Genomic DNA, 22,405 nt, shown 5'->3' on the forward strand with positions numbered 1-22,405 from the left:
AGCAGAGATGTGATGCGGGATTTTTTATTGCAATAACGAGGCCAGTTCTTTAGTCAGGTTCTTGCGACTGTACTGCTGTAAACCTACCGGATACACTTTTAAATTGTTCTCTAAATACAAATTAAAGTAATTCAGAAGAATTTCTTTTACTTTTTCTTTTTCATCGTACAACGCAAAAACACCGGTATTGGTTTGTTTGAGGATTACAGAAAAATCGGCGTCTTTAGGTCCGATAGCCAGAATTGGTCGTTCGGAAACCATATATTCAAATAATTTCCCCGGAATGATGCTTTTCGTGGCTTCTGAATCAATTTCAATAAGCAGTAAAACCTGTGATTTTCGTTGGTGTTCCAATGCTTCCTGATGCGAAACATAGCCGAGATTATTCACATATTCTGATAATTTAAATTCGGAAATCGTATCCAAAACTTCCTGACTGACAGCACCGATCAGTTTCAATTCGAAGCGGGCCTGGAAACTGTCGTTTTCTTGAATCAACTCGTTCAAAGCTTTCCATAAAACCCTTGGGTTTCGTTCCGATAAAAACGAACCAATGTGCGCTACAGTGAATTTTTCGTCCAACGGTTGTCGGCTAATATTCTCAACATCATAGCCATTGGTAATTACATGAATCGGTTTTGAGGTGATGGCTTCGAATTCCTTTTTGGTCGTCGGACTGGTTACCAACAGAAAATCGGCTGAATTCATTACTTCCGATTCTAATTTTTTATGTTTTTTTTCAGAGGAAGCCGATAATTTCAGTTCTTTATGATAACCGATGGTTGTCCACGGGTCACGGAAATCGGCGATCCATTTTACATTGCATTGCTGCTTTAATTGCAATCCTATCAAATGCAAACTGTGTGGTGGTCCGGTCGTGATTATGGTTTCGATTCCGTTTTCCTGAATGTACTTTTTCAGATATTTCACCGATGGTTTTACCCACAGAACTCTGGCATCCGGGATAAACAGATTTCCCCGAACCCAAAGTAGCATCTTCTGAAGGAACGATTGCTTTTTCTTATTCGGAATAATTCCGGAACTGATTTTTTCAGTACTCTTTTTTGAAAATACCGAAGCCCAGGCATACGGCTCAATGATTTTCTTTTTGAGGATGGTCACCTTTTCGGAAACTTCACCTGATAAGTTTTCATCCAATAAAGGATAGGTCGGATTCTCCGGAATGTAAACGATGGGTTCGATACCAAAATCCGGCAAGTACTTCACAAATTTTAACCAACGCTGCACGCCGGGACCGCCTGCGGGTGGCCAGTAATATGTTATAATGAGTACTTTTTTCATATTATAGTTTAGAAATCATCAATCCGCCCCAGGTAGCTGCCAATCCCAGAACCACGCTTAAACCGATATATAAAAAAGCGGTTCCCGATTGATTTGCCTGAAACAACTGGACATTTTCGTTTGAAAAAGTTGAAAAAGTCGTGTAACCTCCACAAAATCCTGTTACCAGAAAGAATTTCAGATCGGGATGCGTAACATCATTTTTCTCCAACCATCCCAAAAACAATCCGATCAGAAAACAACCTAAAACATTGGTAATAAACGTAGCATACGGAAAATACAACTGAAAAAAACGATTCACAAATTGAGAAGTCAGGTAACGAAAAACGCTGCCTAAACCTCCACCCAATGCTATTAACAGAATCGTTCTCAATATTTTTTCGCTTTTTCTTGTCTCTTGCTTCTTATCTCTTGCTTCTTACTTCTCGCCCCTACTTCTGCTCTTTTCTCTTTCTCATCTCAGCAAAAACACCAAAACCAAGCAATAACAACATTCCGATAAAACTGAATAGTGAAATCATACTTCCGGTTTTAACTACTTGCGGTTGGAATTTGAATTCGATCGTGTGTTTTCCGGCTGGAACGTTAATCGCTCTCAACACGTAATCGGCGCAGAAAATATCAGTTTCTTTACCGTCTATTGTTGCAATCCATCCTTTCGGATAATAGATTTCCGAGAAAACAGCCAATCCAGCATTTGTATTGTTTGACGTATATTTTAAATAATTCGGCTTGTAAACGTTTAACTGAATGGTTGCCAAACTGTCTTTTGCGAACAAAGTCGTTTTCACTGCCCCTGCAAAATCTTTCTGGTTCACAATTGCAGTTTTCTTTGTATCCAGTTTATCCAGTGCTTTCATTTCCTCATCGGCTGAATTCACCAACTTGACTTCATTCACAAACCAAGCATTGCCGTTGGCATTCGGATTAACCATCGGTACGTCTTGTCTTTGCTCGTCTTTCTGAATGATGTATTTCACATTCAGCATGTTCAGTACATTGATATTATTCTTTTCTATCTGATAATCATACAACTGCTCAATACGTCTTGGTCTTACTGCACTGTAACCTGATAATGATTTATGGAAATAGGATGTTCTGGCCTGCAGTCTGCCTTCTATTTCATAAACACGAAAGTGTGCCGTATCCTGTAAAATATGTTGATCTGCCGGAGTCGGTTCGAACGGAATATCCGCTTGACGGGCAGAAATGAAACTATCATTGTTGACATAATTTTTATCTACGAAGAACAAATCACCCACCATTAAAACACCAACGATGATTATGGCTGTAAGTTCCGATACCTTATTTTTGATGAAGAACCAAAGCGTTCCTGCAGCCAACAGAATCAATATTCCCGAACGCATTAAATCGGACGTGTACATTGCCTGACGCTGTTCTTTTAACGCTTGTACGAACGGACCTCCCATTTCGCCATAGGCCTGCAGATACATACTGTCGCTTCCACCACTGAAACTGAACATTCCTTTACAAATGAAAAGCAACACAAAAACACCCAATGCCGTTGCTGCCGACATCCATAAACCTCTAAATCGTTCTTTTTCCTCCGCTTTAAAAAAGGCCTGCAGCCCTAAAATAGCCATCACTGGCATACATAATTCCAATACTACCTGAATAGAGGAAACAGCACGGAATTTATCGTACATAGGTACATAATCAATGAAGAAATCGGTCAGCATCGGGAAATTTTTACCCCAGGAAAGCAGTAGCGATAAAATGGCACCACCTAAAAAGGCATACTTAATTTTTCGTTTGTCGATGAACATGCCAAGTACAAACAAGAAGAAAACAATGGCTCCGATATAAGCGGGAGCTGCAACTATAGGCTGATCTCCCCAATAGGTTGGCACCGATGAAGCGAATTCTTTTGCTTCTGTTGGAGAAGCGCCTTGTCCTGATACAAATTCATACATTGGTGAATCTTCCCCAACATTTTCATTATTCGAACCACCAAATAAACGTGGTGAAATTAAATTTAAACTTTCTGCTATTCCGTAACTGTATTCCGTGATATAATAATATGGCATTGATGACGTTGTCTGATTCTTAGAGCCATCCGGATTGAAAGTCAGCTCGCTTTTGCCTCTCATACTGAAATCGGCATATTCGGTCGTTGCCATTAAGTTCGTTGCATTGGCCCCTATAGCCAAAACAGCGGCTAAAGCAAATATCCCCGAGGTGATTCCGATACTTTTGAAATCTTTGTTTCTGATGTACTGGATAATGAAAAATGCTGCAATCATCAATAATAAAAACAACAAGTAGTATGTCATCTGGAAATGATTTGCATTTATTTCAAAAGCAACAGCTATCATTGTTAGCAATCCACCAGCAATATATCGTTTCTGATACACCATGATTACACCCGCCACTACCATCGGCATATAGGCAATCGCATGGGCTTTGGCGTTGTGTCCAACGCCCAGAATAATTATCATATAAGTGGAAAAACCGAAAGCAAGTGCCCCAAAAAAGGCCTTGAGATTGTCTACTTTTAAAGACTTCAGCAAAATGAAAAATCCAATAAAATAAAGGAACAGATAATCCGCAGGACGCGGTAAAAAACGAATAAAATTATCAAGTTGTTTGATATAATTATGCGGATAATTCGCTCCCAACTGATAGGTAGGCATTCCACCAAAAGCACTGTTGGTCCAATAAGGTTCTTCTCCGGTTTCTTTTCTGAAATCGTTTTGCTCCTTTGCCATTCCGGTGTATTGGGCAATATCACTCTGATATACTTTTTTACCCTGCATTACCGGATAAAAATAGAGTATGGAAATTACTGCAAAGCCGATTACGACTAACAAATAAGGGTAAATCTTGTTCAGGTTTTTCATATTATTCTGCTTCTGTTCGCTTAAAAATCAGGCTAAAATAACAATAAAAACCCTTTAAAAAAAGAAAACGAATAACTCGGCCGTTATTCGTTTTAATTTAAACTATTCAATTTCTTCAAAATCAATATACTCGCCAACTTTCTTCTTTTCTTTCGGCATTTCGGCGTGAGAAGATGATTGCGTATTTGATTGCGACTGCTGCTGCTGGTAATTTTGCTGTTGCTGCTTAAAATTCTCTTCGGCTTTCTTAACCACTTGTTGTAAAAAGTAAGGTGCTAACAATCGCATTACGAATTTTAACGCATAGTATATAAAGAGTATCCAGAATAAGGCTTTTATCAAACCTGTAAGTGATGCTGTTTCCATCCTAAATCTAAATTTTGTCAAATTTAAGCAAAGCTACATTTAAAAATAAAATCTGTTTCTTAAAATAATAATAAATTAACTATTTTTGGTCAACTGTTACCTATCGTAATTTAAACAAAATACGCAATCATGCTCCAATTTAAAACGAAACTTCTTGGTTTATTGCTCTTTACCTCAGGAATTACATTTGCTCAATATACCGATGAAATTAATTCCAACCGCCCCGGAGAATCTTTTGGTGCCTTTTCAATAGGCAAAAAAGTAATTCAGGCAGAATCTGGCATCTATTACATTAAAGAAAAGCACAACCTACAGGAATGGGAAGCAAAAGGTTTCGGATTGGATTTAGCCTTGCGTTACGGTGCTTTTTTTGAGCAGTTGGAGCTTATTGCCGAAATGCAGTACCAAACCGACAATTATACTTCTCCAGTTATAGACGAAAACCGAAACGGATTCAAACAACTTACTGTTGGAGCAAAATACTTATTTTATGATCCTTGGAAAAATTATAAAGAAAAAGTGAACATCTACAGCTGGAAAGCCAATAAAAAATTTAAATGGAGAACCTTATTACCCGCTATTGGTGGGTATGTCGGTGCCAATTTTAATGTAGGTGATAATCCTTATACCTTTCCTACTGATCCTAAATTCAGTCCGAAAGTAATGCTGTTATTACAAAATCACTTTGGAAGCCGAACCGTGTTAACCACAAATATTATCGCCGACAAGTTCACCACTGATTATCCGAGCTACGGTTATATTTTAACATTGAGTCGTGGTATAAATCAAAATTGGTCTGTTTTCTTTGAAAATCAAGGATACAAAAGTGATTGGTATGCCGATTGTATTTTTCGCGGAGGCGCGGCCTATCTGATAAAGAAAAACATGCAGATTGACGCTTCCCTGGGAACCAGTATTAAAAACACACCTTCCATTTTCACCGGAGCTATAGGATTCTCATGGCGTTTTGACAAAGGTTACAAACCGATTGAAATTAAAGACGGAAAAGAAGTTAAGGGAGATTCGAAAGCCAAAAAAGTAGAAGAAGAAAAGAAAAAACGTTCCGACGAAGTTAAATAACCATGATTACAATTAAAGAAGTCAGTTCCCAAAAAGAACTAAAGGAGTTTGTATTATTTTCCTTTGAAATTTTTAAAAACAATCCTTATTGGATTCCGCCAATAATTGCCGATGAACTGGAAGGTTTTGACCGCACCAAAAATCCGGCGTTTAAAAATGCGGAAGTTCATTTTTATCTGGCTTACAAAGACAATAAAATTGCCGGCAAAATTGCCACAATCATCAACTGGGACGAAGTAAATCTGTTAGGCAAAAAGAAAGTACGCTTCGGATGGTTTGATGTTATAGACGACATCGAAGTAACCAAAGCCCTATTGGGAAAAGCACAGGAACTTGGCCATAAACACAACATGGATCATATTGAAGGTCCGATGGGTTTTTCAAATCTGGACAAAGTGGGTGTTTTAACCGAAGGTTTTGACGAATTGGGAACTATGATTTCCTGGTACAGCATGCCTTATTATAAGGAACATTTTGAAAAACTGGGAATGGTCACCGAAAAAGAATTCTACGAAAGCTGGTTCACCATGGATGCCATCAACCCGGCACCTTTTCAGCGTGCCAGTAAAATGATCAAAGAGCGTTACGGACTAAAAACACTTCATTTCAAAAAAAACGCAGACATCTTTCCTTATGTGGATCAGATGTTCGACTTATTCAATGAAGCCTACGCCAGTTTACAATCTTTCGTTGCCATAAATGATGAAACCAAGGAATACTTCAAGAAAAAATATGTAAGCTTTATTAATCCGGAATACATAAAATTCATTGTCGACAGCAACAATAAAATGGTTGCTTTTACCATTGTAATGCCATCCTATGAAACAGCCTTACAAAAAGCAAAAGGCAAATTGTTCCCATTTGGGTTTCTACATTTATTAAATGCGAAAAAGAATTCCAGAGAAGTGGTTTTCTATTTAATCGGCGTACACCCAGAGTATCAAAACAAAGGAGTAACCGCTATCATTTTTGATGATTTTTATAAAGTCTTCAAAGAGAAAAAAATCAAAAAGTTTATCCGAACTCCTGAATTACTGGAAAATAACGCCATGCATAATCTTTGGAAAAATTTCGACCCGAAAATTCATAAACGTCGAAAAACCTACAGAATGGATATTTAGCTGCCTGTTCAGCGAAAGCGGTAATTAGGGAAGGCTATAAAAATGAAATCAGCACCAACACAATCAGAATTGCGTACACTATAAGTAACATGGTTTCGGTGCGATCATTTTTAAACAGGGTCTTCATCATCATTAATTTTGTTCAAATATAGACCGAAAACATCGTTACTGTTCCGCCAAACTTCCGAACACTCCCTTTTGGTTTATGAAACCTCTCAATCAGTTTACGAAAAAAATCACTCAATGTTATAAAATAAAAAAACCATCCGAAAAAACGGATGGTTTTTTTAATCATTGAAATATCAGATAATTACGAAACGTCTACCGTAGTTTGTTCCGCAATTTGTTTATAAGTTCCGTTTACCAATTTCTCACGAATAGCCTCGAAAGCAGCAAGCGTTTCTTCGATATCCTCTAACGTATGAGATGCTGTAGGGATCATACGCAATAAGATAATGCCTTTCGGAATTACAGGATATACTACAATCGAAAGGAAAATACCGTAATTTTCACGAAGGTCATTCACCATCACCATTGCTTCCGGAATAGATCCTTCAAGATAAACCGGAGTGATACACGTATTGGTATCTCCGATATTGAATCCTCTTTCTTTCAATCCGTTTTGCAACGCATTTACGTTTACCCAAAGTTTGTCTTTAATTTCAGAAGAGTTACGCAACAACTCCAAACGCTTCAAAGAACCGATGGTCTGAATCATTGGCAGTGCTTTTGCGAACATTTGCGAACGTAAATTGTATTTCAAATAATCGATGATATCCTGATCTGCAGCTACGAAAGCCCCAATGTTTGCCATTGATTTTGCGAATGTTGAGAAGTAAACATCAATTCCGTCCTGACAACCCTGCTCCTCACCTGCTCCGGCACCTGTTTTACCAAGCGTTCCGAAACCATGCGCATCGTCTACCAACAAACGGAAGTTGTATTTTTCTTTCATGGCAACGATTTCTTTCAGCTTACCTTGCTGACCGCGCATTCCGAAAACACCTTCTGTAATGAATAAGATTCCGCCTCCGGTTTCTGTAGCCATTTTGGTAGCACGCTGAAGATTTTTCTCCATGCTTTCCAAATCGTTGTGTTTATAAGTAAAACGCTTACCCATGTGCAAACGAACACCATCGATAATACAAGCGTGAGAATCCACATCGTAAACAATGATGTCATTTTTAGTTACCAAAGCATCAATAATAGACACCATTCCCTGATAACCGAAATTCAATAAATAAGCCGCTTCTTTCATCACGAAAGCTGCCAATTCATTTTCAAGTTGCTCATGGTATTTTGTGTGACCGGACATCATACGCGCACCCATCGGATAAGCCGCACCGAATTGCATTGCTGCATCTGTATCTGCTTTACGCACCTCAGGATGGTTTGCCAAACCTAAATAGTCATTAATTGACCAGTTTAGAATTTCTTTTCCGTGGAAATTCATTCTTGGTCCTAATTCACCTTCCAATTTAGGAAACACATAGTAACCTTCTGCCTGTGAAGCCCATTTACCTAACGGACCTTTATTGTTTTGTATTCTTTCAAATAAATCCTTAACCATAATTCAAAAGTGTATAATTCTGATTTTTAATCGCACCAAAAGTAACTATTTCTACTTTCCTATCATAATAAATTTAAAAATAGATGCCATCAGATTATATTTCGAATTTTTAATAAAAATAGTAGGATATCCAAAAGATTGTCTTACTTTTGTACCCGAACGCACAGAAATGTGGTTACACGTTCAACTTAAAAGTCGGGGGCTCCACCTCGGCTTTTTGCTTTTATATAGTTTTGGGTTTGATTTCCCCCTGTTAAAACAAGCCTGCAGTCAGACTAATCTCAGCCCTCAGCGATTTAGATATCGGACAGGTTTCCTTGGCTTCGGAAGCAATTTTCTGAAACACCTCATCACTGATACCCGGTACTTTTGCTTTCAAATCCAGATGGCTGTGCGTAATCACTCCGTCTTCAAAAGTAACTTTGGCATCAACACTTAAATCTTCCGGCACGAAACCCGCATCACCCAGCAAAAAACTTAATTTCATGGCAAAACAACCGCAATGTGCCGCTGCCACAAGTTCTTCGGGGTTTGTTCCAACACCTTCCTCAAATCTGGATTTAAACGAGTATTGGGTATTGTTTAAAGTAGTACTCTGCGTGGTAAGGGTACCTTTACCTTCCATGCCACTGCCTTTCCAGTTGGCGCTCGCTCTTCTGTTGAATTTCATAATTTATAAATGATTGGTTAAACTTTATAAGCTGTACGCCATAAGCTATAGGCAATAAGCTCTATTCTCTATTCTCTTGTCTCTTGTCTCTTGTCTCTTGTCTCTTGTCTCTTCTCTCTTGCCTCTATTCTCTCGCCTCTATTCTCTCGCCTCTATTCTCTCGCCTCTTGCCTCTCGCCTCTTGCCTCTCGCCTCTTGCCTCTCGCCTCTCGCCTCTCGCCTCTCCTCACTCCCCAAACTTCCGCTTCAAAATATTCAACTCCGTCTGCATCTCCTCCATTTGAGCCAGTAAACGGGTGATAACTTCCAGTCCTTCGAGATTAATTCCCAGTTCATAATGCATGCGAATGTACCTTTCCAGAGCATCGATCTGTTGGTTCATAAGGTATAATTCTTCCTCCTCTTTCTGTAATTCCAAAAGGCCGCTTTCCTGTAATGCATATACAAAATCGGGTTCTATCTGATGATATTCACAAAAAGTAATAACGGATATTTTTATAATTTGTTCACTCATGACTCTTGTTTTCTTATGTTACGTAATTGCTCGAAGAGTTCTTTTTCTTTGTCGGATAAATGCTTGGGAAGCACTACTGAATAAGTAACATACAAATCCCCGAATTCCCCTTCTTTCCTATAAACCGGCAGCCCTTTTCCCCGCAGTTTTACCTTTTTGTTGTTCTCTGTTTCGGGAGCAATGGGTACTTTCACTTTTCCGCTAAGGGTTTCTACAATTACATCCCCACCCAAAAGAGCATCGTAAAGACTGATCGAAACAGAAGTATACAAGTCGTTGCCTTTCACTTCAAAAGAAGTGTTGTTTACAATGTCAAACGTAATGTACAAATCGCCATTAGGTCCGTTATTATACCCTTTACCGCCGTGGCCTGAAATCTTTATCGTTTGTCCGTTAGCCACACCAGCAGGAATGGTAATGCGTATCTTTTTATCGTTTACCTCCAGCACCTGTTTCTGAGTGATAAGAATGTCCGTTAACTTTAAATGCAGCGTTGCCGAAACATCCTGCCCTTTAAACCCTTTAGTCTTCGTCCTTCCCTGTTTACCGAACATGGAACCGAAAAAATCCGAAAAGGCTTCATAATCATCAAAACCTTCCGCACCCTGATGGTACTGATATCCTCCGCCACCAGCGCCTTGTTGCTGTCGTCGGGCTTCCTCATACTGTTCGGCGTGTTCCCAATGTTCACCGTATTGGTCGAATTTTTTTCGTTTTTCGGGATCACTTAACACCTCATTGGCTTCATTAACTTCCTTGAATTTATGGGCCGCTTCTTCTTTGTTAGGGTTCACATCGGGATGATACGTCCTGGCGAGTTTGCGATAAGCCTTTTTTATTTCTTCGGCAGTAGCGGTTTTCGGAACACCTAAAACGGCATAATAGTCAATATAAGCCATATACCTAATTGTTTATCTGACTTATAAATTTACAACTTTACATATTCTAAATCAAAGTGTTACGATAAACGACACGGTTTTAAAGTTATACGGTTTTTCCGTACGATATGCAATTAGTTTTTTAAATAGTATGAACTGAAAATCACTGGTTTGTACAATTTTTAGTATTTTTATAATACCAACAGATTTTGATTAACAACAAAACCAGCCAAAAACCATGAAAAAAATCATTCTTACCTTATCTGCAGCTTTAATAATAACAAGCTGTGCTGTAAAATTGGTGACTCCAACTCAGCCTGATGTCGACAGAATGCAGTCAAAATATCCTGATTACACCCTGGAAGAGCTGAATCAGGGCAAAGCAATGTATGAACAACACTGTGTCGAATGCCACAAACTGAAAAACCCAACTAAATTTACCGAAACGCAATGGCAAAAAATCGTTCCGGGGATGGTGAAAAAAGTAAACAAAAAACACCCTAATGCCATCGATGAAAAAAATCAGGAATTAATCCTCAAATATGTTATTACTATGAATGGTCATAAGAAATAATGAATAGATATGAGATTATCTTAAATCCGTTACCCGCAAAGTGACGGTTTTTTTTTTGAGGGCGTTCCCTCGTTGCAGAATGTCTTTCTGTTTTTACAAGAAGTTCTGTTGAGCAACGAGGTCGGGCTTTCGGCTCTATCTTTTACTCCGTTACACTCCGCAAAAGGATGCTGCCTCTATCCCTAACGCAAAAAGGCTATACGAAGAAATAACGTTCTTATATTGAACTCGTTTTCAGCATCTTCTTCTTTTTATATGACATCCTGACACAAGTTCCGGATGAAGCTGTGAAAAACGGAACCCGTTTCAGTACTTCCCGTTTTAAATCCCACCTTACACACAGTCTTTTTGTCAAAATTATTCTGTAATTCCTTTTACCTTTGTACCATGGATTCACTCACCCAAATAGTATTAGGTATTGCCGTAGCCGAAGTATGTGCCGGAAAAAAACTTCAAAACCGTGGATTTGTTTATGGCGCCATATTGGGCACTATCCCCGATTTGGATGTGGTCGTGGGTAAATTCCTCAATCCCTTAGACGCCATGATGATTCACCGTGGAATGAGTCACTCCTTACTGTTTATTTTGTTTCTTTCCCCAATATTGGGATGGCTGATCGCTCGGATCGAAAAGCGACGGATATCCTTTAAAACAGCTTCCCGGATGGCCTTTTGGTGCCTGATCACGCACCCATTACTGGATATGTGCACCACCTGGGGCACCCAAATACTGTGGCCGCTGCCCTACCGCTATTCCCTGAACAGCATCTTTGTAATTGACCCGCTCTATACTATACCGTTCATGGTTTTTTTAATCATGGTTTGGCGTACCAAAAACAATGAACTTCGAACTAAATATACTCGCAGATGCTTGTTTCTCAGCACGGGATATTTGTTGCTGGCATTCGGCATCAAATTGTATGCGCTTCACAAATTCGAAAAGGCTTTGGCAACGCAAAACATTACTTATAATGAAATTATGGTGAAACCATCGGCTTTTAACCTTATCCTTTGGAACGCCAATGTAGCCACCAAAGAAGGATATCTTTTGGGTGATTATTCACTTTTCGACACACAACCTGTAGCATTTACCAACTATCCTAAAAACACCGCTTTGGAGGTTTCCTTAAAAGATAATGCCGACTTTAAAAAGCTACAGGTCATCAGCGAAGGCTGGTACCTTGTGACTCAAAACAAAGAAAAGGTATACTTTAACGACCTTCGTTTCGGACTTTTGAACGACAATCCGGACGATTTACAGTTTGCCTTCAGTTATCAGTTTGTCGATTCTCCGCAAGGACTGAAAGCCGTTGAAGTTCCGAAATCCAAAATGGATGGTAAGGCATTGCTGAAAAGAATATTTATCAGGCTACAGGGAAATTAGCCTTTCCATTACGCAAATCGTTTTAAGTCATTATTCAAAGACACAGTTCTCAACGAATTCCAAAAAGAACAAAACTTGTAAGATTTTTTTATTATTGTTCAGGTTTCCTTATCCGAATCACTTCCTCAAACGATTCAATTCAGACTGAGTTGAAATAACTCTCAGCAGTTAATTCAACCATTGTGCTCTGAAAAAAACATTTATTTTTGTAAGGACCTAACCCAAACCACAAACACTAATGTCTGACGAATCCCGCAATCATAATCGTCCAACACGTGACACTCTGGAAATATTCTTCAACACCAGTCCGGATCTTTTCTGTGTGGCATCCGTCGACGGTATCATTGAAGAACTAAACCCGGCCTGGGAAACCACATTAGGATATCCACAAAAGGATTTAATTGGAAAAAAATTCATCGATTTTGTTCATCCTGACGATATTGAAACCACACTCATTCAATTTAAAAAACAATTAAAAAGTAAAGAAATAATTAATTTCGTTTATCGCTATAAAACAATTGACGGTGATTATAAATGGCTGGAATGGAAAGGAAAAATCAATCCGACAGATAACCGAATTTACGCCATAGCGAGAGACATTACCATTGAAAAACAACTGGAATCAGAATTATACCAAAGCGAAGAAAACTATAGAACGCTGACAGAAAGTTCTAATGATTTAATCATGCGTTTTGACAGGAAATACAGGCACTTATACGCAAATCATGCAACTATTCCATATTTTGGAATGCCGCCGGAAACCTTCATTGGAAAAACACATGAGGATCTCGGATTTCCTGAAGCCGAATACGCCTATTGGGACGCAAAGATAGAAGAGGTCTTCGCTAGCGGTAAAGAACTTAAAGAAGTTGTGGCAATTAAAGGAGGTGAAACCCATGTTGACTGGAGTCTGATTCCCGAATTTGACAACGAAGGAAAGGTAATCTCCGTTTTAAGTTACTCCCGCGACATCACTGAAATTATCAGGGTTCAACAGGCATTGAAGGAAAATGAAAATAATCTGAAACTGATCAATGCCGAAAAAGATAAGTTCTTTTCCATCATTGCCCACGATTTACGCAGTCCGTTTAATGGTTTTCTTGGATTAACCGACTTGCTTCTGACCGACATGCAGTCAATGAGTATTGAGGAAATTAAACATTTTATCTCCCTGATGAATACATCAGCACGAAATCTCTTCTCATTGCTTGAAAACCTTTTAGAATGGGCCCAAATGCAAAATGGCGCGGTAAAATTCCATCCTGCAAAGATCAATCTCAATGAGCAAATTTCATTCATCCTCGATACTATGGAAGAATCATTTAAGGCAAAAAACCTCAATGTAAGTACAAATCTTTCTGATATAAAGGAGATTATGGCCGACAAACACATGCTGAATGCTATTTTCAGAAATCTGATTTCAAATGCATATAAATTCACTCCCCGTGGCGGAAGCATTGAAATTACATCAGAGATTGGTCCGGAAAAAACCATTCAAATAACCGTAAAGGACAGTGGGATCGGTATGAATGAAAAAATGTTGCAAAACCTGTTCTCGCTGTCTGAGAAAACAAACAGAAAGGGAACGGAATCGGAATACAGTTCCGGTCTCGGATTGTTACTGGTAAACGAATACGTTGACAAACACAACGGAAAGATAAGTGTATCGAGTCAGGAAGGGCAAGGAAGCACATTTACGATTTCTCTTCCCTTACATTAGAACTTCATGTAAAAAATAGGATAAACTGATTATCCTCATTTCATTTTACAAAGAAAGTGATACCAATATTATCGAAACTGTAAACATTGGCAAACAACAATACTTACATAATCGTTTTGAAGGAAAAATTGTTATCTTTAGTTCGGCTAATCATACCAGAAACAGTAACACATGAAAAAACACCACACGATTATCATTGCAGGAGCCGGTGGCATTGCCGAAGCGGTAGGTTTATTATTGATGGAATGGAGTGAGGTTCATCCCACCATTTTCATCGGAGACCGCATACAGGGCAAAGCCGAAAAAGTAGCCCAATGGATTACCGAAGGTGCCACAAAACCATGTTCTGTGCAGGGTTTTTACCTACCTGAAAATGGCATTACCGATGAAATGAAAGCCCTGTTTGATGAAGGTGATATTATCCTGGACTGCCTACCCGGTAGTCAGAGCCTCAGAATAGCACAGTTTGCCAAAGATTTCCATATGCATTATGCCAATTTAACAGAATATGTGGCAGAAACCGAAGCGATTATGGAACTGGCAAAAGATGCCAAAACAGGTTTTGTACTTCAAACCGGTCTGGCTCCCGGCTACATTGATTTACTTGCACATGGGATGTTCCAACAATTTTGCAATGACTTCCGTGTAGAAAAAGCCGACAAACTTGAATTTAAAGTCGGGGCCCTTACCAATCATGCTGTCGCTCCTCATTTTTACGGCTTTACGTGGAGTCCCGTGGGTGTGGCTACCGAGTACCTGAAAGATGCCATTGCGCTTCGGGATTACAAAAAAGCGACTCTTCCTTCCTTATCGGAAAGAGCCACCATTATCATTGACGGAATCACTTATGAAGAAGACCTGACTTCAGGAGGTGCTGCCGATTTACCCGATGCCTTATCCGGAAAAGTGCGTTCGCTTGACTACAAAACCCTGCGTCATCCGGGACATTATGCTTGGGTAGAAGAACAATTGAAATCTTTAAACAATTCAGAGGATGCCATTAAAGGTTTACAGGAAAAAATGGAAACCATAATTCCGCACATCGAAGACGATCAGATTGTTTTGTATGCTGCAGTAGAAGGCAAAGATGCCTCAGGAATCTTACGCCGAAGGGAAATTTCGAAGCGAATCTTTCCCCAAAAAGTCGGAAATCATCAGCTAAGAGCCATTCAAACTACCACAGCAGCACCTTTAGCACAGGCCGCTCAACTTTTGTTGGAGAATTCCCTCAGTGGAGCAATCCTGCAAAGCCAGATTGATCCTGCAGCATTTCTGAATGGAAATTATATTGTTCGCGTTTACGCGTAGAGACGGGTTTGAAACCCGTCTGTAGCAAACCCGTCTGTATAATTTGCAGCAATCAAAATCAGATCAGGCATCCACGAAATACATTTTCATCATGCCTTTATTTTTCACCTCGATTTCGCCTCGAAAAGTGCAGTGAAAATGCTCTTTAATGAGCTGATAGGTGTTTTCCGAAATGTTGATGCGGCCCGGCTCGGAATTCGATTCCATACGAGAGGCAATGTTTACGGTGTCCCCCCAAATGTCGTAGGCAAATTTTTTGGTACCCACTACCCCAGCCACGACTGGTCCCGAGTGGATACCTATTCGTATTTGATAAGGTGTATGCAAAAACAGTTCGGTAGTCTGGGCTTTTTTTACAAAAGCGGCTATTTCCTGAGCGGCTAAAAGCATCTTATTGGCATGATCTGACGTGGGAAACGGAAGCCCTGCAGCACACATGTAGCTGTCACCAACCGTTTTGATTTTTTCCAGGTTGTATTTTTCAATGATTTCATCAAACTTGGAGAAATAGTAATCGACACTTTCCACGAGTTTTTCGGGGGTTAAATTCTCGGCATATTGCGTAAAGTCTTTAAAATCGGTAAACAATACCGAAACCGAATCGAATTTCTTAGCCTGTACTTTACCGTTTTGTTTTAATTCATGAGCCGTTTCTTCCGGAAGAATGTTGAGCAATAAAGTATCCGAACGTTGCTTCTCGGCTTCAATAATCAAATTGGTTTTTTTAATAAACCGGTAGCGTCTGTACAAACCGATAGCCAATAATACAATTAAAAAGGTGGCCAGGGTTGTTGAACCGGCAATTAGCTGCTGATTCCTTTTTTGCTCGTGAAGCAAATCTACTTCGGTTTGTTTTTGGGAGATTTCATAATTGGTTCTCAAATCGGCCATTTGCTGTACCGTTTTAAGGTTGGTTACACTGTCCCTATAGAGAATGTAGTTTTTGTAGTGATGATAGGATGCCGACAACTTCCCTGATTTCTCAAAGAGTTCCGAAAGTTTTAAATTGGAATTACTGATTTGATCTTTAAGTTGATGTTTTTGAGCCAACTCCAGACTTCTTTTTGCAAATTCCAGTGCTTTGGGTATTTCATTTTTTTTCAGATAAATATCCGACATATAGGTCAGATAGTCCGAAATAGCATAATAATCTTCCTGTTCCTCCAGCATTGCAATGGATTGCTTAATATACTCCAGCGCCAGATTATCTTTTCCTTGTTTGGCAAAAATCATTCCCATATTCCCTAAGGTATAGGCTTCTCCGGAAGCGTATTTTGCTTTTTTAAAGAGGATACCGGCTTCTTTGAATCGCTCTAAAGCCGCTTTAAATTTGTTGTTTTTGGTGTACTCCTCACCGGCATTCAACAAGGTAGTTGCTAATGAGATGGTATCGTCGGTTTTACGTAAAATTTGGGCCGCTTGATTATAGTAGGATTCCGCATTAGCGGAGTTTCCCATAACCGAGTAGACATCGGCAATGGCCGAAATCGAAAGTCCTTCGAGAATGGGATGTTGGGCTTTTTGTGCGGCTTCCCTACTTTTGAAAAAAGCGGCAAGTGCCTGTTTCAGATTTCCGGCTACCCTGTTTTTATTCCCTTTTTGATAATAACCCCTGCTCAGATACAGGTAATTCTTTTCAGATTTAGCCAGTGCGATAAGCTCATCCGCATATTTCAGAGACTGCTCCAGATTAGTCACTTCGTTGAAAGACAGGTTCCGGAGCAGTTCTAATTTTTCGGGAGTGGACAGGTTGTTCCTCTTGTAAATTAGTAAAAGACTATCGGCTACTTTTTGATTTTGAGAGAACAAACTGAAAATCGGGCACACCAAAAAAAAGAAGAATAAAAAGCCTCTACTGCAATATTTCAAGGCGTTTGCATTCATTACGGATTGGCGGCTAATTTAGGATCGATATGGAACGGTTTTGAATCCCCTTGCTGATTGTATACACTGAAGTTGATGGTGTACTCGTCTATTTTTCCGTTCAGTAGGCTGTCGTTTTTAACCTTAGCTGTTGCGTTTCCCGATCTTCCCCCCGAACCATTTATGGTTGTAACGGTAAAAAAATCAACATCGTTAGGATCTGAAGACTCCGGTTCGTAAACAATACTGTCTATGGCAACCGAATAACCGTTGTCACTTGTATAACCTTTCCATTTCACATCGTTGTCGAGGTAAACCTGTGAGGTAAAATCTTCAATTTTTCCGGTAGGAGAATTTCCGCTGTTGTCGTCGGAAATTGAACATTCTGCATCTACCTGATCCTGACTTGGATTACTCAATCCAAATAACGTTGCAGCATCTACTGTTAACGTAATTTCTACTTTTTTGCCCATTGCTTTGTGATTTTAAATTACTAAAAGTTGTATGAAATTCACCAAAAAGCACAATAGGTTGTAATTAAGGGACTTAAATCAAAAGAATATCAAATATAAGCCTTTTTTTAATACTACTAAACGTATTAAATAGAATCTCGTTTAAAGTAAGAATTCTAAGGACAGGCGTGTAAAACAATGCAATTAACAGACAAATAAAGCACTTATATCGTTATTTAACAGATAATTAATTCTTACAACTTAATAATCAGTAAATTTAAAATCAGCAAACCAAAAATACTGTTTATGAATGCTTATCACAATACCATTAACTGGAAAGAAATACTGCATTTTAAAAACATTTTTTTAAACCTTATGGGGGTGGCTTTTATAACCTTGGCGTTAAAAGGGTTCATGATACCCAACAAGTTTTTGGATGGCGGTATCATCGGTGTTTCCATCCTAATCCATAAAATTACGTATTTCCCTTTTGGTGTATTGGTGGTGCTTTTAAACATCCCTTTTATATTTTTAGGTCGTCGAATGCTAGGTAAAACCTTTGCTGTACAAAGTTTTTTAACCGTACTATTAATAGCCATCAGTATTAATTTTGTTCATATTGAAGCCGTTACTTCCGATAAATTATTGATTGCCTTATTTGGTGGCTGTTTGATTGGCATCGGGATGGGGCTTTGCATACGAAGTGGTTCCACAGCTGATGGCATCGAAATTCTTGCCTTGCTCACCACCCGTAAAATCGGACTTAACGTTTCGGAAGTCATTTTTGGCCTGAACACCCTTATATTTCTGGCGGCCGCCATAGCCTTTGGCATTTCCACGGCTTTGTATTCGATTGTAACTTATTTCGCGGCAATTAAATCGCTGGATTACATTGTACATGGCTTGGAACAATATACTTCCCTGCACATCATTTCTTCTGAAAGCGATAAAATAAAATCATTGATTGTAAAAAAGTTTGGAAAAGGAATTACCATCATCAAAGGCGAGCGTGGTTATTTGCCGGATACTTTCGAAGTAAGGCATAATTGTGATATCGTCGTAACGGTAGTCACACGACTCGAACTCCTTCGAATTAAAAACGAAATCGGCGAAGTTGATCCCAATGCCTTTATGTACATTCAATACATTAAAGAAGCCAGCGGAGGCATCTTACGGAACAAGACAAAACATTAACCAAGGGAAAATAAGAAAATCATCCCTTCAACAAATTAATACTAACCGTTGCGTACTCCGTATTCGGGAATTTCCTGAAGTATTGAGGATCGGGTTTTAAGCCGGATTCACCAGCTATTTTATGAAGAACATCTATTTCAACAATATACTGATCTGAGAAACCATGAGTAGCATCATAGGCAGTAGCAGCAGTTTTACCGAGATTGGCAGCCGTAAGCTCTGGCGCAATGGTATGCAATTCGATAATGAGCAAGCCAAACTTGTGCACATAAGGAGCCCATTTGTTAAAATGATCCAGTAGATTATCTTCCACATCATTATTACTGATACGTTTACCCCGATGTGCAAAGGCTCCAGTAGAAGTGCTGACTCTGTTTTCAGTCTTGGTTGTTGGTTCTTCCCAAATGCGGTTATGATCTAAAAATGTTCTGACATTCAGCAAGTCTTTCAAATCGATGTTATAGTTTTCCTGTAAATCCTGCGCCAGTAAATCGGGTCTTCCGATATCGCCCCAAATGACTTTTGCCCAGATATCGGCTTTAATTAAATTCGCTCTCGTAACTTTTAAAGCGGCTTGGTTATAATCGGCTCCTACCAAAAATAAGGGATGTTCATCGAGCATTTTACCGCGCAGTGTCTGGCGTTCAATCACATCAAATATATGCTCCAGAAAAGCGCCGTTGCCACATCCCATGTCTAAGATACCTTTAGGTTGTTCCTGTATGGGTTTATTGAAGATTTCGATGATAATTTCATCAACTATTTTAAAGTAAGTCGTATGCGCTCCCCCACTGCCCCAAACGTTCATTTCCCGGTTCACATGAAGTTCGTCTTCGTTTACGGCTATATTTCGCAACACAGACGGGTTACCAAACAGCAATTCGTCCATCACTTTAAACATCGGCAAATAGGAAACAGTTACCCCGTAGGCAGTAGCCCGTTTGGCGAAAAAAAGTCCGGTTTCAGTAAACTGATAGTTGCCGTTCTTAAGGGTAAACCAATTTAAGTGAGTAAAGAAATCGAGGATGATTTTAAAAACTTCGGGTTCTTTGTGGAATTCTTCAGGACGGAAAGACGTTTCCATGAAGTATTTATGAAACATTCCGGTCATCCCCAAACTGACGATAATCGGTCCGACCAAATAACCTTCAATATGATTCAGTACCTGTTCCTGTAATGCTTTTTCTTTCGGATTATCTGAAAAAGTAATTCCGAAGCGTTGCTCGTATTTCGAAAAAACAGTCTGCAATTGCGGAATCGAGGCCGTAGCAATATGAACACTCGTAAACAAATTGGAGTTTTGAAGTAACGCAACAACGTCTTTGTACAAAGGAAAAAGTGAAAAAGCATATTCGCTTCTGTCATTGATACTAACAGTTATTTCACCAGTAGCATTGTTAACCGAATAATCCAGAAACCCTTGAGAAGCAAGTGTTCGCAGCGCAACATTAAGATAGCCTTCGTTTGCTTTGAACTGTTCCGTCAGATCTTTTAAACTGATGGTTTTGGTTGTCAGCAAAGTATCGAGCACGTTATTTTGGTATAATGAGTAGGCAACCGGTACGGTTACAAGACCGTCTAAATGGCTGAATATGGTACTGCGTTGTTCTGGTTTTACGGTCATAGTGCGTAGTGCTTTTCTCAAATTTAAGAAAAATTAGTTAATGTGGTGTTTTTTAATTTTTTGGAATTTATACGATATGAATTTGCAACGCAGATGACGCGGATTTTACGGATAGCCACAGATTTCTAAATCCGTTTAAATCTGCGTTGCTGGCATCCTTGTCATTTGCGTTCCACTTCCAAAAAAATCAACTCATAGTAATATTAATAATCTGCGACCATATGCAAAATCTGCGTTTCAATACCATGTAACAAAGGTTTTGATACCACTACATTACCAACTAATTACTACTTTTGATACAGATACAAACAACTATGGAAGGACATTATTCGGTTGCCATATATCCGTCGGAAGAAATAAACGCTTTGGTTAAGACGATGAAGGAAGACCTTGCTGCTAAAGTGGGGTGGTTTCACAGTAAGAATTCGGAGGGACACATTACCGTTTGCGAGTTCAAAGCTTCGGAGGCGGGGATTGCCAAAGTCAAACAACAATTAATCAGACTGTGTGATGGTTTTGATCCGGTTGAAGTACACCTGACGGGTTTTGGATCCTACCCAAACGGTGCCTTTTTCATAGCTCCGGATGAAGTTTCCAAAAACCGGATGAAACCGATTATGAAAAGGATTAACGATTCGCTTATCATCAAAAATCTGCATAAAAGCGACGATCCACACTTGTCCATAGCCCGACAATTATCTCCCGAAAAACTTGGCATAGCCAAAAGCGTTTTCACATCCATAAATGTAAATTTCTTGTGTGACAGTGTGGTAATCAGAACGTTCGACGAAAGCATAAAACAGTATAGAGTCACCGATATTTTTCCGTTTCACGGTAATCCGCAGGAAGGAATTCAGGGATCACTTTTTTAACTTCGAGAACAATTATAGCATCTCCCTTTTTATCGTTTCGAGAGGTTTATCGGTATTGATTAGTTCGGTCACAATCCTTTTTCGAAGCACTTCAATATCCTGATTGTAATGCTTTGCCCATTGGGTCAGAGTCAGAATGTTGCGGATGTTTTTTAAGCGTTTCCGGGTTTCGGCGGTAGTACGCAAAAGTGTCGTTCCGTTATAATCCGGACCGTTTTTGTGATAATAGTTCGCGGTATGATTTTCAAAATCGGCTTCGATATAATATAGTTTTTCCGAAGCATTATCGGGATAGAAATCCTCCCATTTTGCAAAGCCCAATTTGATTTTAGATTCTGTAGCGGGATTCATGAGTAATAACCGCCACTTACTGTTTGCAAGACGTCCCCAATGATTGGAAAGACGATACATCCCCTCTTCTGTATAAAAATAAGCACTCCCCGATTCGCTTTTAAACTGTTGTTCAAGGTTTTCTGTTTCCGACAGCGGCACTTCCTTAAAAATACAAAACGTATTCTTAAAAGAATTTATCTTAGGCCGAAAAGAAACAGCTGATGCCATTATCGGATTGCCTCATTGAAAACACCATCCACATAAAACCAACTGTCACCTTCTTTCCTGAAAGTGGATTTCTCGTGATGGATATGGTTTTTCAAACGGTTATCCATAAAATAAGCCTTAAACTCAACCGTATTTTCAGTTGCTGCAATGATTTCCAGCTTAATCCAACTGTTTTCCTTAGACCAAGCCAAAATGTCTTTCTTATTGTGATAGCGACGTGTGGATTGGTGCGTGGTAGCCACAAGATAATCTGCCTGTTGCGTACAATACGCCGAATAACGCGAACGCATCAGTGCTTCGGCAGTAGGTGCTTTTTCTTTACCTGAGATATATAGTTCACAACAATTGGCGAATGGTTTTCCGGAACCACAGTAACAGTTTTGCATGGATAAAGGGATAATAGATGGGAGAAAATAGATAATAGAGTCAAGAGCCAAGAGTCTAGAGTCAAGAGTCAAGAAAACGCTGATGGTTAACACTGATGGTTAACAA

General features: G+C 39.3%; 21 protein-coding genes. 8 read left to right on the top strand and 13 right to left on the bottom strand.

Translation table 11 applies throughout. The annotated features are described in order from the left end of the window. Window positions 1-24: 24 nt before the first annotated feature. The 4 genes from FLJC2902T_RS08750 to FLJC2902T_RS08765 all read right to left on the bottom strand — a co-directional run bounded on the left by FLJC2902T_RS08750 (window position 25) and on the right by FLJC2902T_RS08765 (window position 4,529). Complete coding sequence (locus FLJC2902T_RS08750; protein ID WP_023579441.1) at window positions 25-1,302, bottom strand: glycosyltransferase family 4 protein; 1,278 nt, start codon at window positions 1,300-1,302, stop codon at window positions 25-27. Window position 1,303: 1 nt separating this feature from the next. Beyond that, entirely contained in the window at window positions 1,304-1,675 is a 372-nt protein-coding gene (gene crcB, locus FLJC2902T_RS08755; RefSeq protein WP_023579442.1) for a fluoride efflux transporter CrcB, read from the bottom strand. Between the two features lie 58 nt (window positions 1,676-1,733). Continuing rightward, window positions 1,734-4,163 carry a YfhO family protein gene (locus tag FLJC2902T_RS08760; protein WP_023579443.1) on the bottom strand — a complete coding sequence of 810 codons (2,430 nt, stop codon included), beginning with the start codon at window positions 4,161-4,163 and terminating at the stop codon, window positions 1,734-1,736. Window positions 4,164-4,265: 102 nt separating this feature from the next. Next, complete coding sequence (locus FLJC2902T_RS08765; protein WP_035677945.1) at window positions 4,266-4,529, bottom strand: DUF4834 family protein; 264 nt, start codon at window positions 4,527-4,529, stop codon at window positions 4,266-4,268. Between the two features lie 129 nt (window positions 4,530-4,658). On the opposite strand from FLJC2902T_RS08765, the gene FLJC2902T_RS08770 reads away from it, so the two are divergent. Together FLJC2902T_RS08770 and FLJC2902T_RS08775 are read left to right on the top strand one after the other, a co-directional pair. Next, window positions 4,659-5,609: a transporter gene (locus FLJC2902T_RS08770; protein ID WP_023579445.1), complete on the top strand. Its 951-nt coding sequence runs from the start codon at window positions 4,659-4,661 to the stop codon at window positions 5,607-5,609. Window positions 5,610-5,611: 2 nt separating this feature from the next. Then, a complete protein-coding gene (locus tag FLJC2902T_RS08775) occupies window positions 5,612-6,730 on the top strand; it encodes a hypothetical protein (RefSeq protein ID WP_023579446.1) in 1,119 nt (372 codons plus the stop codon). 310 nt (window positions 6,731-7,040) lie between these two features. Here FLJC2902T_RS08775 and FLJC2902T_RS08780 read toward each other — a convergent pair whose 3' ends face one another. The 4 genes from FLJC2902T_RS08780 to FLJC2902T_RS08795 form a co-directional block, all read right to left on the bottom strand. Next, window positions 7,041-8,300: an aminotransferase class I/II-fold pyridoxal phosphate-dependent enzyme gene (locus tag FLJC2902T_RS08780; RefSeq protein ID WP_023579448.1), complete on the bottom strand. Its 1,260-nt coding sequence runs from the start codon at window positions 8,298-8,300 to the stop codon at window positions 7,041-7,043. A gap of 253 nt (window positions 8,301-8,553) precedes the next feature. Next, window positions 8,554-8,970, bottom strand: coding sequence for an OsmC family protein (locus FLJC2902T_RS08785; RefSeq protein WP_023579449.1), 417 nt, complete (start codon window positions 8,968-8,970; stop codon window positions 8,554-8,556). A gap of 226 nt (window positions 8,971-9,196) precedes the next feature. Beyond that, a complete protein-coding gene (locus FLJC2902T_RS08790; protein ID WP_035677950.1) occupies window positions 9,197-9,484 on the bottom strand; it encodes a chaperone modulator CbpM in 288 nt (95 codons plus the stop codon). After that, window positions 9,481-10,383, bottom strand: a complete 903-nt coding sequence (locus FLJC2902T_RS08795; RefSeq protein WP_023579450.1) for a DnaJ C-terminal domain-containing protein — start codon at window positions 10,381-10,383, stop codon at window positions 9,481-9,483. Before FLJC2902T_RS08795 ends, FLJC2902T_RS08790 begins: the two co-directional genes overlap by 4 nt. 217 nt (window positions 10,384-10,600) lie before the next feature. On the opposite strand from FLJC2902T_RS08795, the gene FLJC2902T_RS15815 reads away from it, so the two are divergent. From FLJC2902T_RS15815 to FLJC2902T_RS08815, 4 genes are all read left to right on the top strand, one after another. After that, window positions 10,601-10,936 carry a cytochrome c class I gene (locus FLJC2902T_RS15815; protein ID WP_023579451.1) on the top strand — a complete coding sequence of 112 codons (336 nt, stop codon included), beginning with the start codon at window positions 10,601-10,603 and terminating at the stop codon, window positions 10,934-10,936. Window positions 10,937-11,323: 387 nt separating this feature from the next. Continuing rightward, the gene (locus FLJC2902T_RS08805; protein ID WP_023579452.1) at window positions 11,324-12,319 is read left to right on the top strand and encodes a metal-dependent hydrolase; all 996 of its coding nucleotides are present in this window, start codon (window positions 11,324-11,326) and stop codon (window positions 12,317-12,319) included. Between the two features lie 238 nt (window positions 12,320-12,557). Further along, window positions 12,558-14,039, top strand: coding sequence for a PAS domain-containing sensor histidine kinase (locus FLJC2902T_RS15820; RefSeq protein ID WP_023579453.1), 1,482 nt, complete (start codon window positions 12,558-12,560; stop codon window positions 14,037-14,039). Window positions 14,040-14,210: 171 nt separating this feature from the next. Continuing rightward, on the top strand, window positions 14,211-15,347 hold the full coding sequence (locus FLJC2902T_RS08815; RefSeq protein WP_023579454.1) for a saccharopine dehydrogenase family protein: 1,137 nt from the start codon (window positions 14,211-14,213) through the stop codon (window positions 15,345-15,347). Between the two features lie 63 nt (window positions 15,348-15,410). On the opposite strand, the gene FLJC2902T_RS08820 is transcribed toward FLJC2902T_RS08815, so the two are convergent. Together FLJC2902T_RS08820 and FLJC2902T_RS08825 are read right to left on the bottom strand one after the other, a co-directional pair. Next, window positions 15,411-17,231, bottom strand: a complete 1,821-nt coding sequence (locus FLJC2902T_RS08820; protein ID WP_023579455.1) for an adenylate/guanylate cyclase domain-containing protein — start codon at window positions 17,229-17,231, stop codon at window positions 15,411-15,413. Next, complete coding sequence (locus FLJC2902T_RS08825; RefSeq protein WP_035677952.1) at window positions 17,231-17,683, bottom strand: hypothetical protein; 453 nt, start codon at window positions 17,681-17,683, stop codon at window positions 17,231-17,233. Before FLJC2902T_RS08825 ends, FLJC2902T_RS08820 begins: the two co-directional genes overlap by 1 nt. A gap of 285 nt (window positions 17,684-17,968) precedes the next feature. Here FLJC2902T_RS08825 and FLJC2902T_RS08830 point away from each other — a divergent pair, with 285 nt between their 5' ends. Next, window positions 17,969-18,856 carry a YitT family protein gene (locus FLJC2902T_RS08830; RefSeq protein WP_023579456.1) on the top strand — a complete coding sequence of 296 codons (888 nt, stop codon included), beginning with the start codon at window positions 17,969-17,971 and terminating at the stop codon, window positions 18,854-18,856. A 19-nt stretch (window positions 18,857-18,875) separates the two neighbouring features. Here the strand turns inward: FLJC2902T_RS08830 and FLJC2902T_RS08835 are convergent, their stop codons facing one another. Next, on the bottom strand, window positions 18,876-20,480 hold the full coding sequence (locus FLJC2902T_RS08835) for a class I SAM-dependent methyltransferase (protein ID WP_023579457.1): 1,605 nt from the start codon (window positions 20,478-20,480) through the stop codon (window positions 18,876-18,878). A 314-nt stretch (window positions 20,481-20,794) separates the two neighbouring features. On the opposite strand from FLJC2902T_RS08835, the gene FLJC2902T_RS08840 reads away from it, so the two are divergent. Continuing rightward, complete coding sequence (locus FLJC2902T_RS08840; protein ID WP_023579458.1) at window positions 20,795-21,352, top strand: 2'-5' RNA ligase family protein; 558 nt, start codon at window positions 20,795-20,797, stop codon at window positions 21,350-21,352. Window positions 21,353-21,364: 12 nt separating this feature from the next. On the opposite strand, the gene FLJC2902T_RS08845 is transcribed toward FLJC2902T_RS08840, so the two are convergent. Together FLJC2902T_RS08845 and FLJC2902T_RS08850 are read right to left on the bottom strand one after the other, a co-directional pair. Next, on the bottom strand, window positions 21,365-21,913 hold the full coding sequence (locus FLJC2902T_RS08845) for a hypothetical protein (RefSeq protein WP_035677956.1): 549 nt from the start codon (window positions 21,911-21,913) through the stop codon (window positions 21,365-21,367). Then, window positions 21,913-22,299 (bottom strand): YchJ family protein, encoded by a 387-nt coding sequence (locus tag FLJC2902T_RS08850; protein WP_023579459.1) that lies wholly within the window; start codon window positions 22,297-22,299, stop codon window positions 21,913-21,915. Before FLJC2902T_RS08850 ends, FLJC2902T_RS08845 begins: the two co-directional genes overlap by 1 nt. Between the last annotated feature and the right edge of the window lie 106 nt (window positions 22,300-22,405).

Source organism: Flavobacterium limnosediminis JC2902, assembly GCF_000498535.1.
In the GTDB taxonomy this organism is placed as follows: Bacteria; Bacteroidota; Bacteroidia; order Flavobacteriales; family Flavobacteriaceae; genus Flavobacterium; species Flavobacterium limnosediminis.

Excerpts from the sequence above, each read along its gene's own strand:
- FLJC2902T_RS08750 (WP_023579441.1), bottom strand. The coding sequence starts at position 1,302 with ATGAAAAAAGTACTCATTATAACATATTACTGGCCACCCGCAGGCGGT.
- FLJC2902T_RS08760 (WP_023579443.1), bottom strand. The coding sequence starts at position 4,163 with ATGAAAAACCTGAACAAGATTTACCCTTATTTGTTAGTCGTAATCGGC.
- FLJC2902T_RS08765 (WP_035677945.1), bottom strand. The coding sequence starts at position 4,529 with ATGGAAACAGCATCACTTACAGGTTTGATAAAAGCCTTATTCTGGATA.
- FLJC2902T_RS08770 (WP_023579445.1), top strand. The coding sequence starts at position 4,659 with ATGCTCCAATTTAAAACGAAACTTCTTGGTTTATTGCTCTTTACCTCA.
- FLJC2902T_RS08775 (WP_023579446.1), top strand. The coding sequence starts at position 5,612 with ATGATTACAATTAAAGAAGTCAGTTCCCAAAAAGAACTAAAGGAGTTT.
- FLJC2902T_RS08780 (WP_023579448.1), bottom strand. The coding sequence starts at position 8,300 with ATGGTTAAGGATTTATTTGAAAGAATACAAAACAATAAAGGTCCGTTA.
- FLJC2902T_RS08785 (WP_023579449.1), bottom strand. The coding sequence starts at position 8,970 with ATGAAATTCAACAGAAGAGCGAGCGCCAACTGGAAAGGCAGTGGCATG.
- FLJC2902T_RS08790 (WP_035677950.1), bottom strand. The coding sequence starts at position 9,484 with ATGAGTGAACAAATTATAAAAATATCCGTTATTACTTTTTGTGAATAT.
- FLJC2902T_RS08795 (WP_023579450.1), bottom strand. The coding sequence starts at position 10,383 with ATGGCTTATATTGACTATTATGCCGTTTTAGGTGTTCCGAAAACCGCT.
- FLJC2902T_RS15815 (WP_023579451.1), top strand. The coding sequence starts at position 10,601 with ATGAAAAAAATCATTCTTACCTTATCTGCAGCTTTAATAATAACAAGC.
- FLJC2902T_RS08805 (WP_023579452.1), top strand. The coding sequence starts at position 11,324 with ATGGATTCACTCACCCAAATAGTATTAGGTATTGCCGTAGCCGAAGTA.
- FLJC2902T_RS15820 (WP_023579453.1), top strand. The coding sequence starts at position 12,558 with ATGTCTGACGAATCCCGCAATCATAATCGTCCAACACGTGACACTCTG.
- FLJC2902T_RS08815 (WP_023579454.1), top strand. The coding sequence starts at position 14,211 with ATGAAAAAACACCACACGATTATCATTGCAGGAGCCGGTGGCATTGCC.
- FLJC2902T_RS08820 (WP_023579455.1), bottom strand. The coding sequence starts at position 17,231 with ATGAATGCAAACGCCTTGAAATATTGCAGTAGAGGCTTTTTATTCTTC.
- FLJC2902T_RS08825 (WP_035677952.1), bottom strand. The coding sequence starts at position 17,683 with ATGGGCAAAAAAGTAGAAATTACGTTAACAGTAGATGCTGCAACGTTA.
- FLJC2902T_RS08830 (WP_023579456.1), top strand. The coding sequence starts at position 17,969 with ATGAATGCTTATCACAATACCATTAACTGGAAAGAAATACTGCATTTT.
- FLJC2902T_RS08835 (WP_023579457.1), bottom strand. The coding sequence starts at position 20,480 with ATGACCGTAAAACCAGAACAACGCAGTACCATATTCAGCCATTTAGAC.
- FLJC2902T_RS08840 (WP_023579458.1), top strand. The coding sequence starts at position 20,795 with ATGGAAGGACATTATTCGGTTGCCATATATCCGTCGGAAGAAATAAAC.
- FLJC2902T_RS08845 (WP_035677956.1), bottom strand. The coding sequence starts at position 21,913 with ATGGCATCAGCTGTTTCTTTTCGGCCTAAGATAAATTCTTTTAAGAAT.
- FLJC2902T_RS08850 (WP_023579459.1), bottom strand. The coding sequence starts at position 22,299 with ATGCAAAACTGTTACTGTGGTTCCGGAAAACCATTCGCCAATTGTTGT.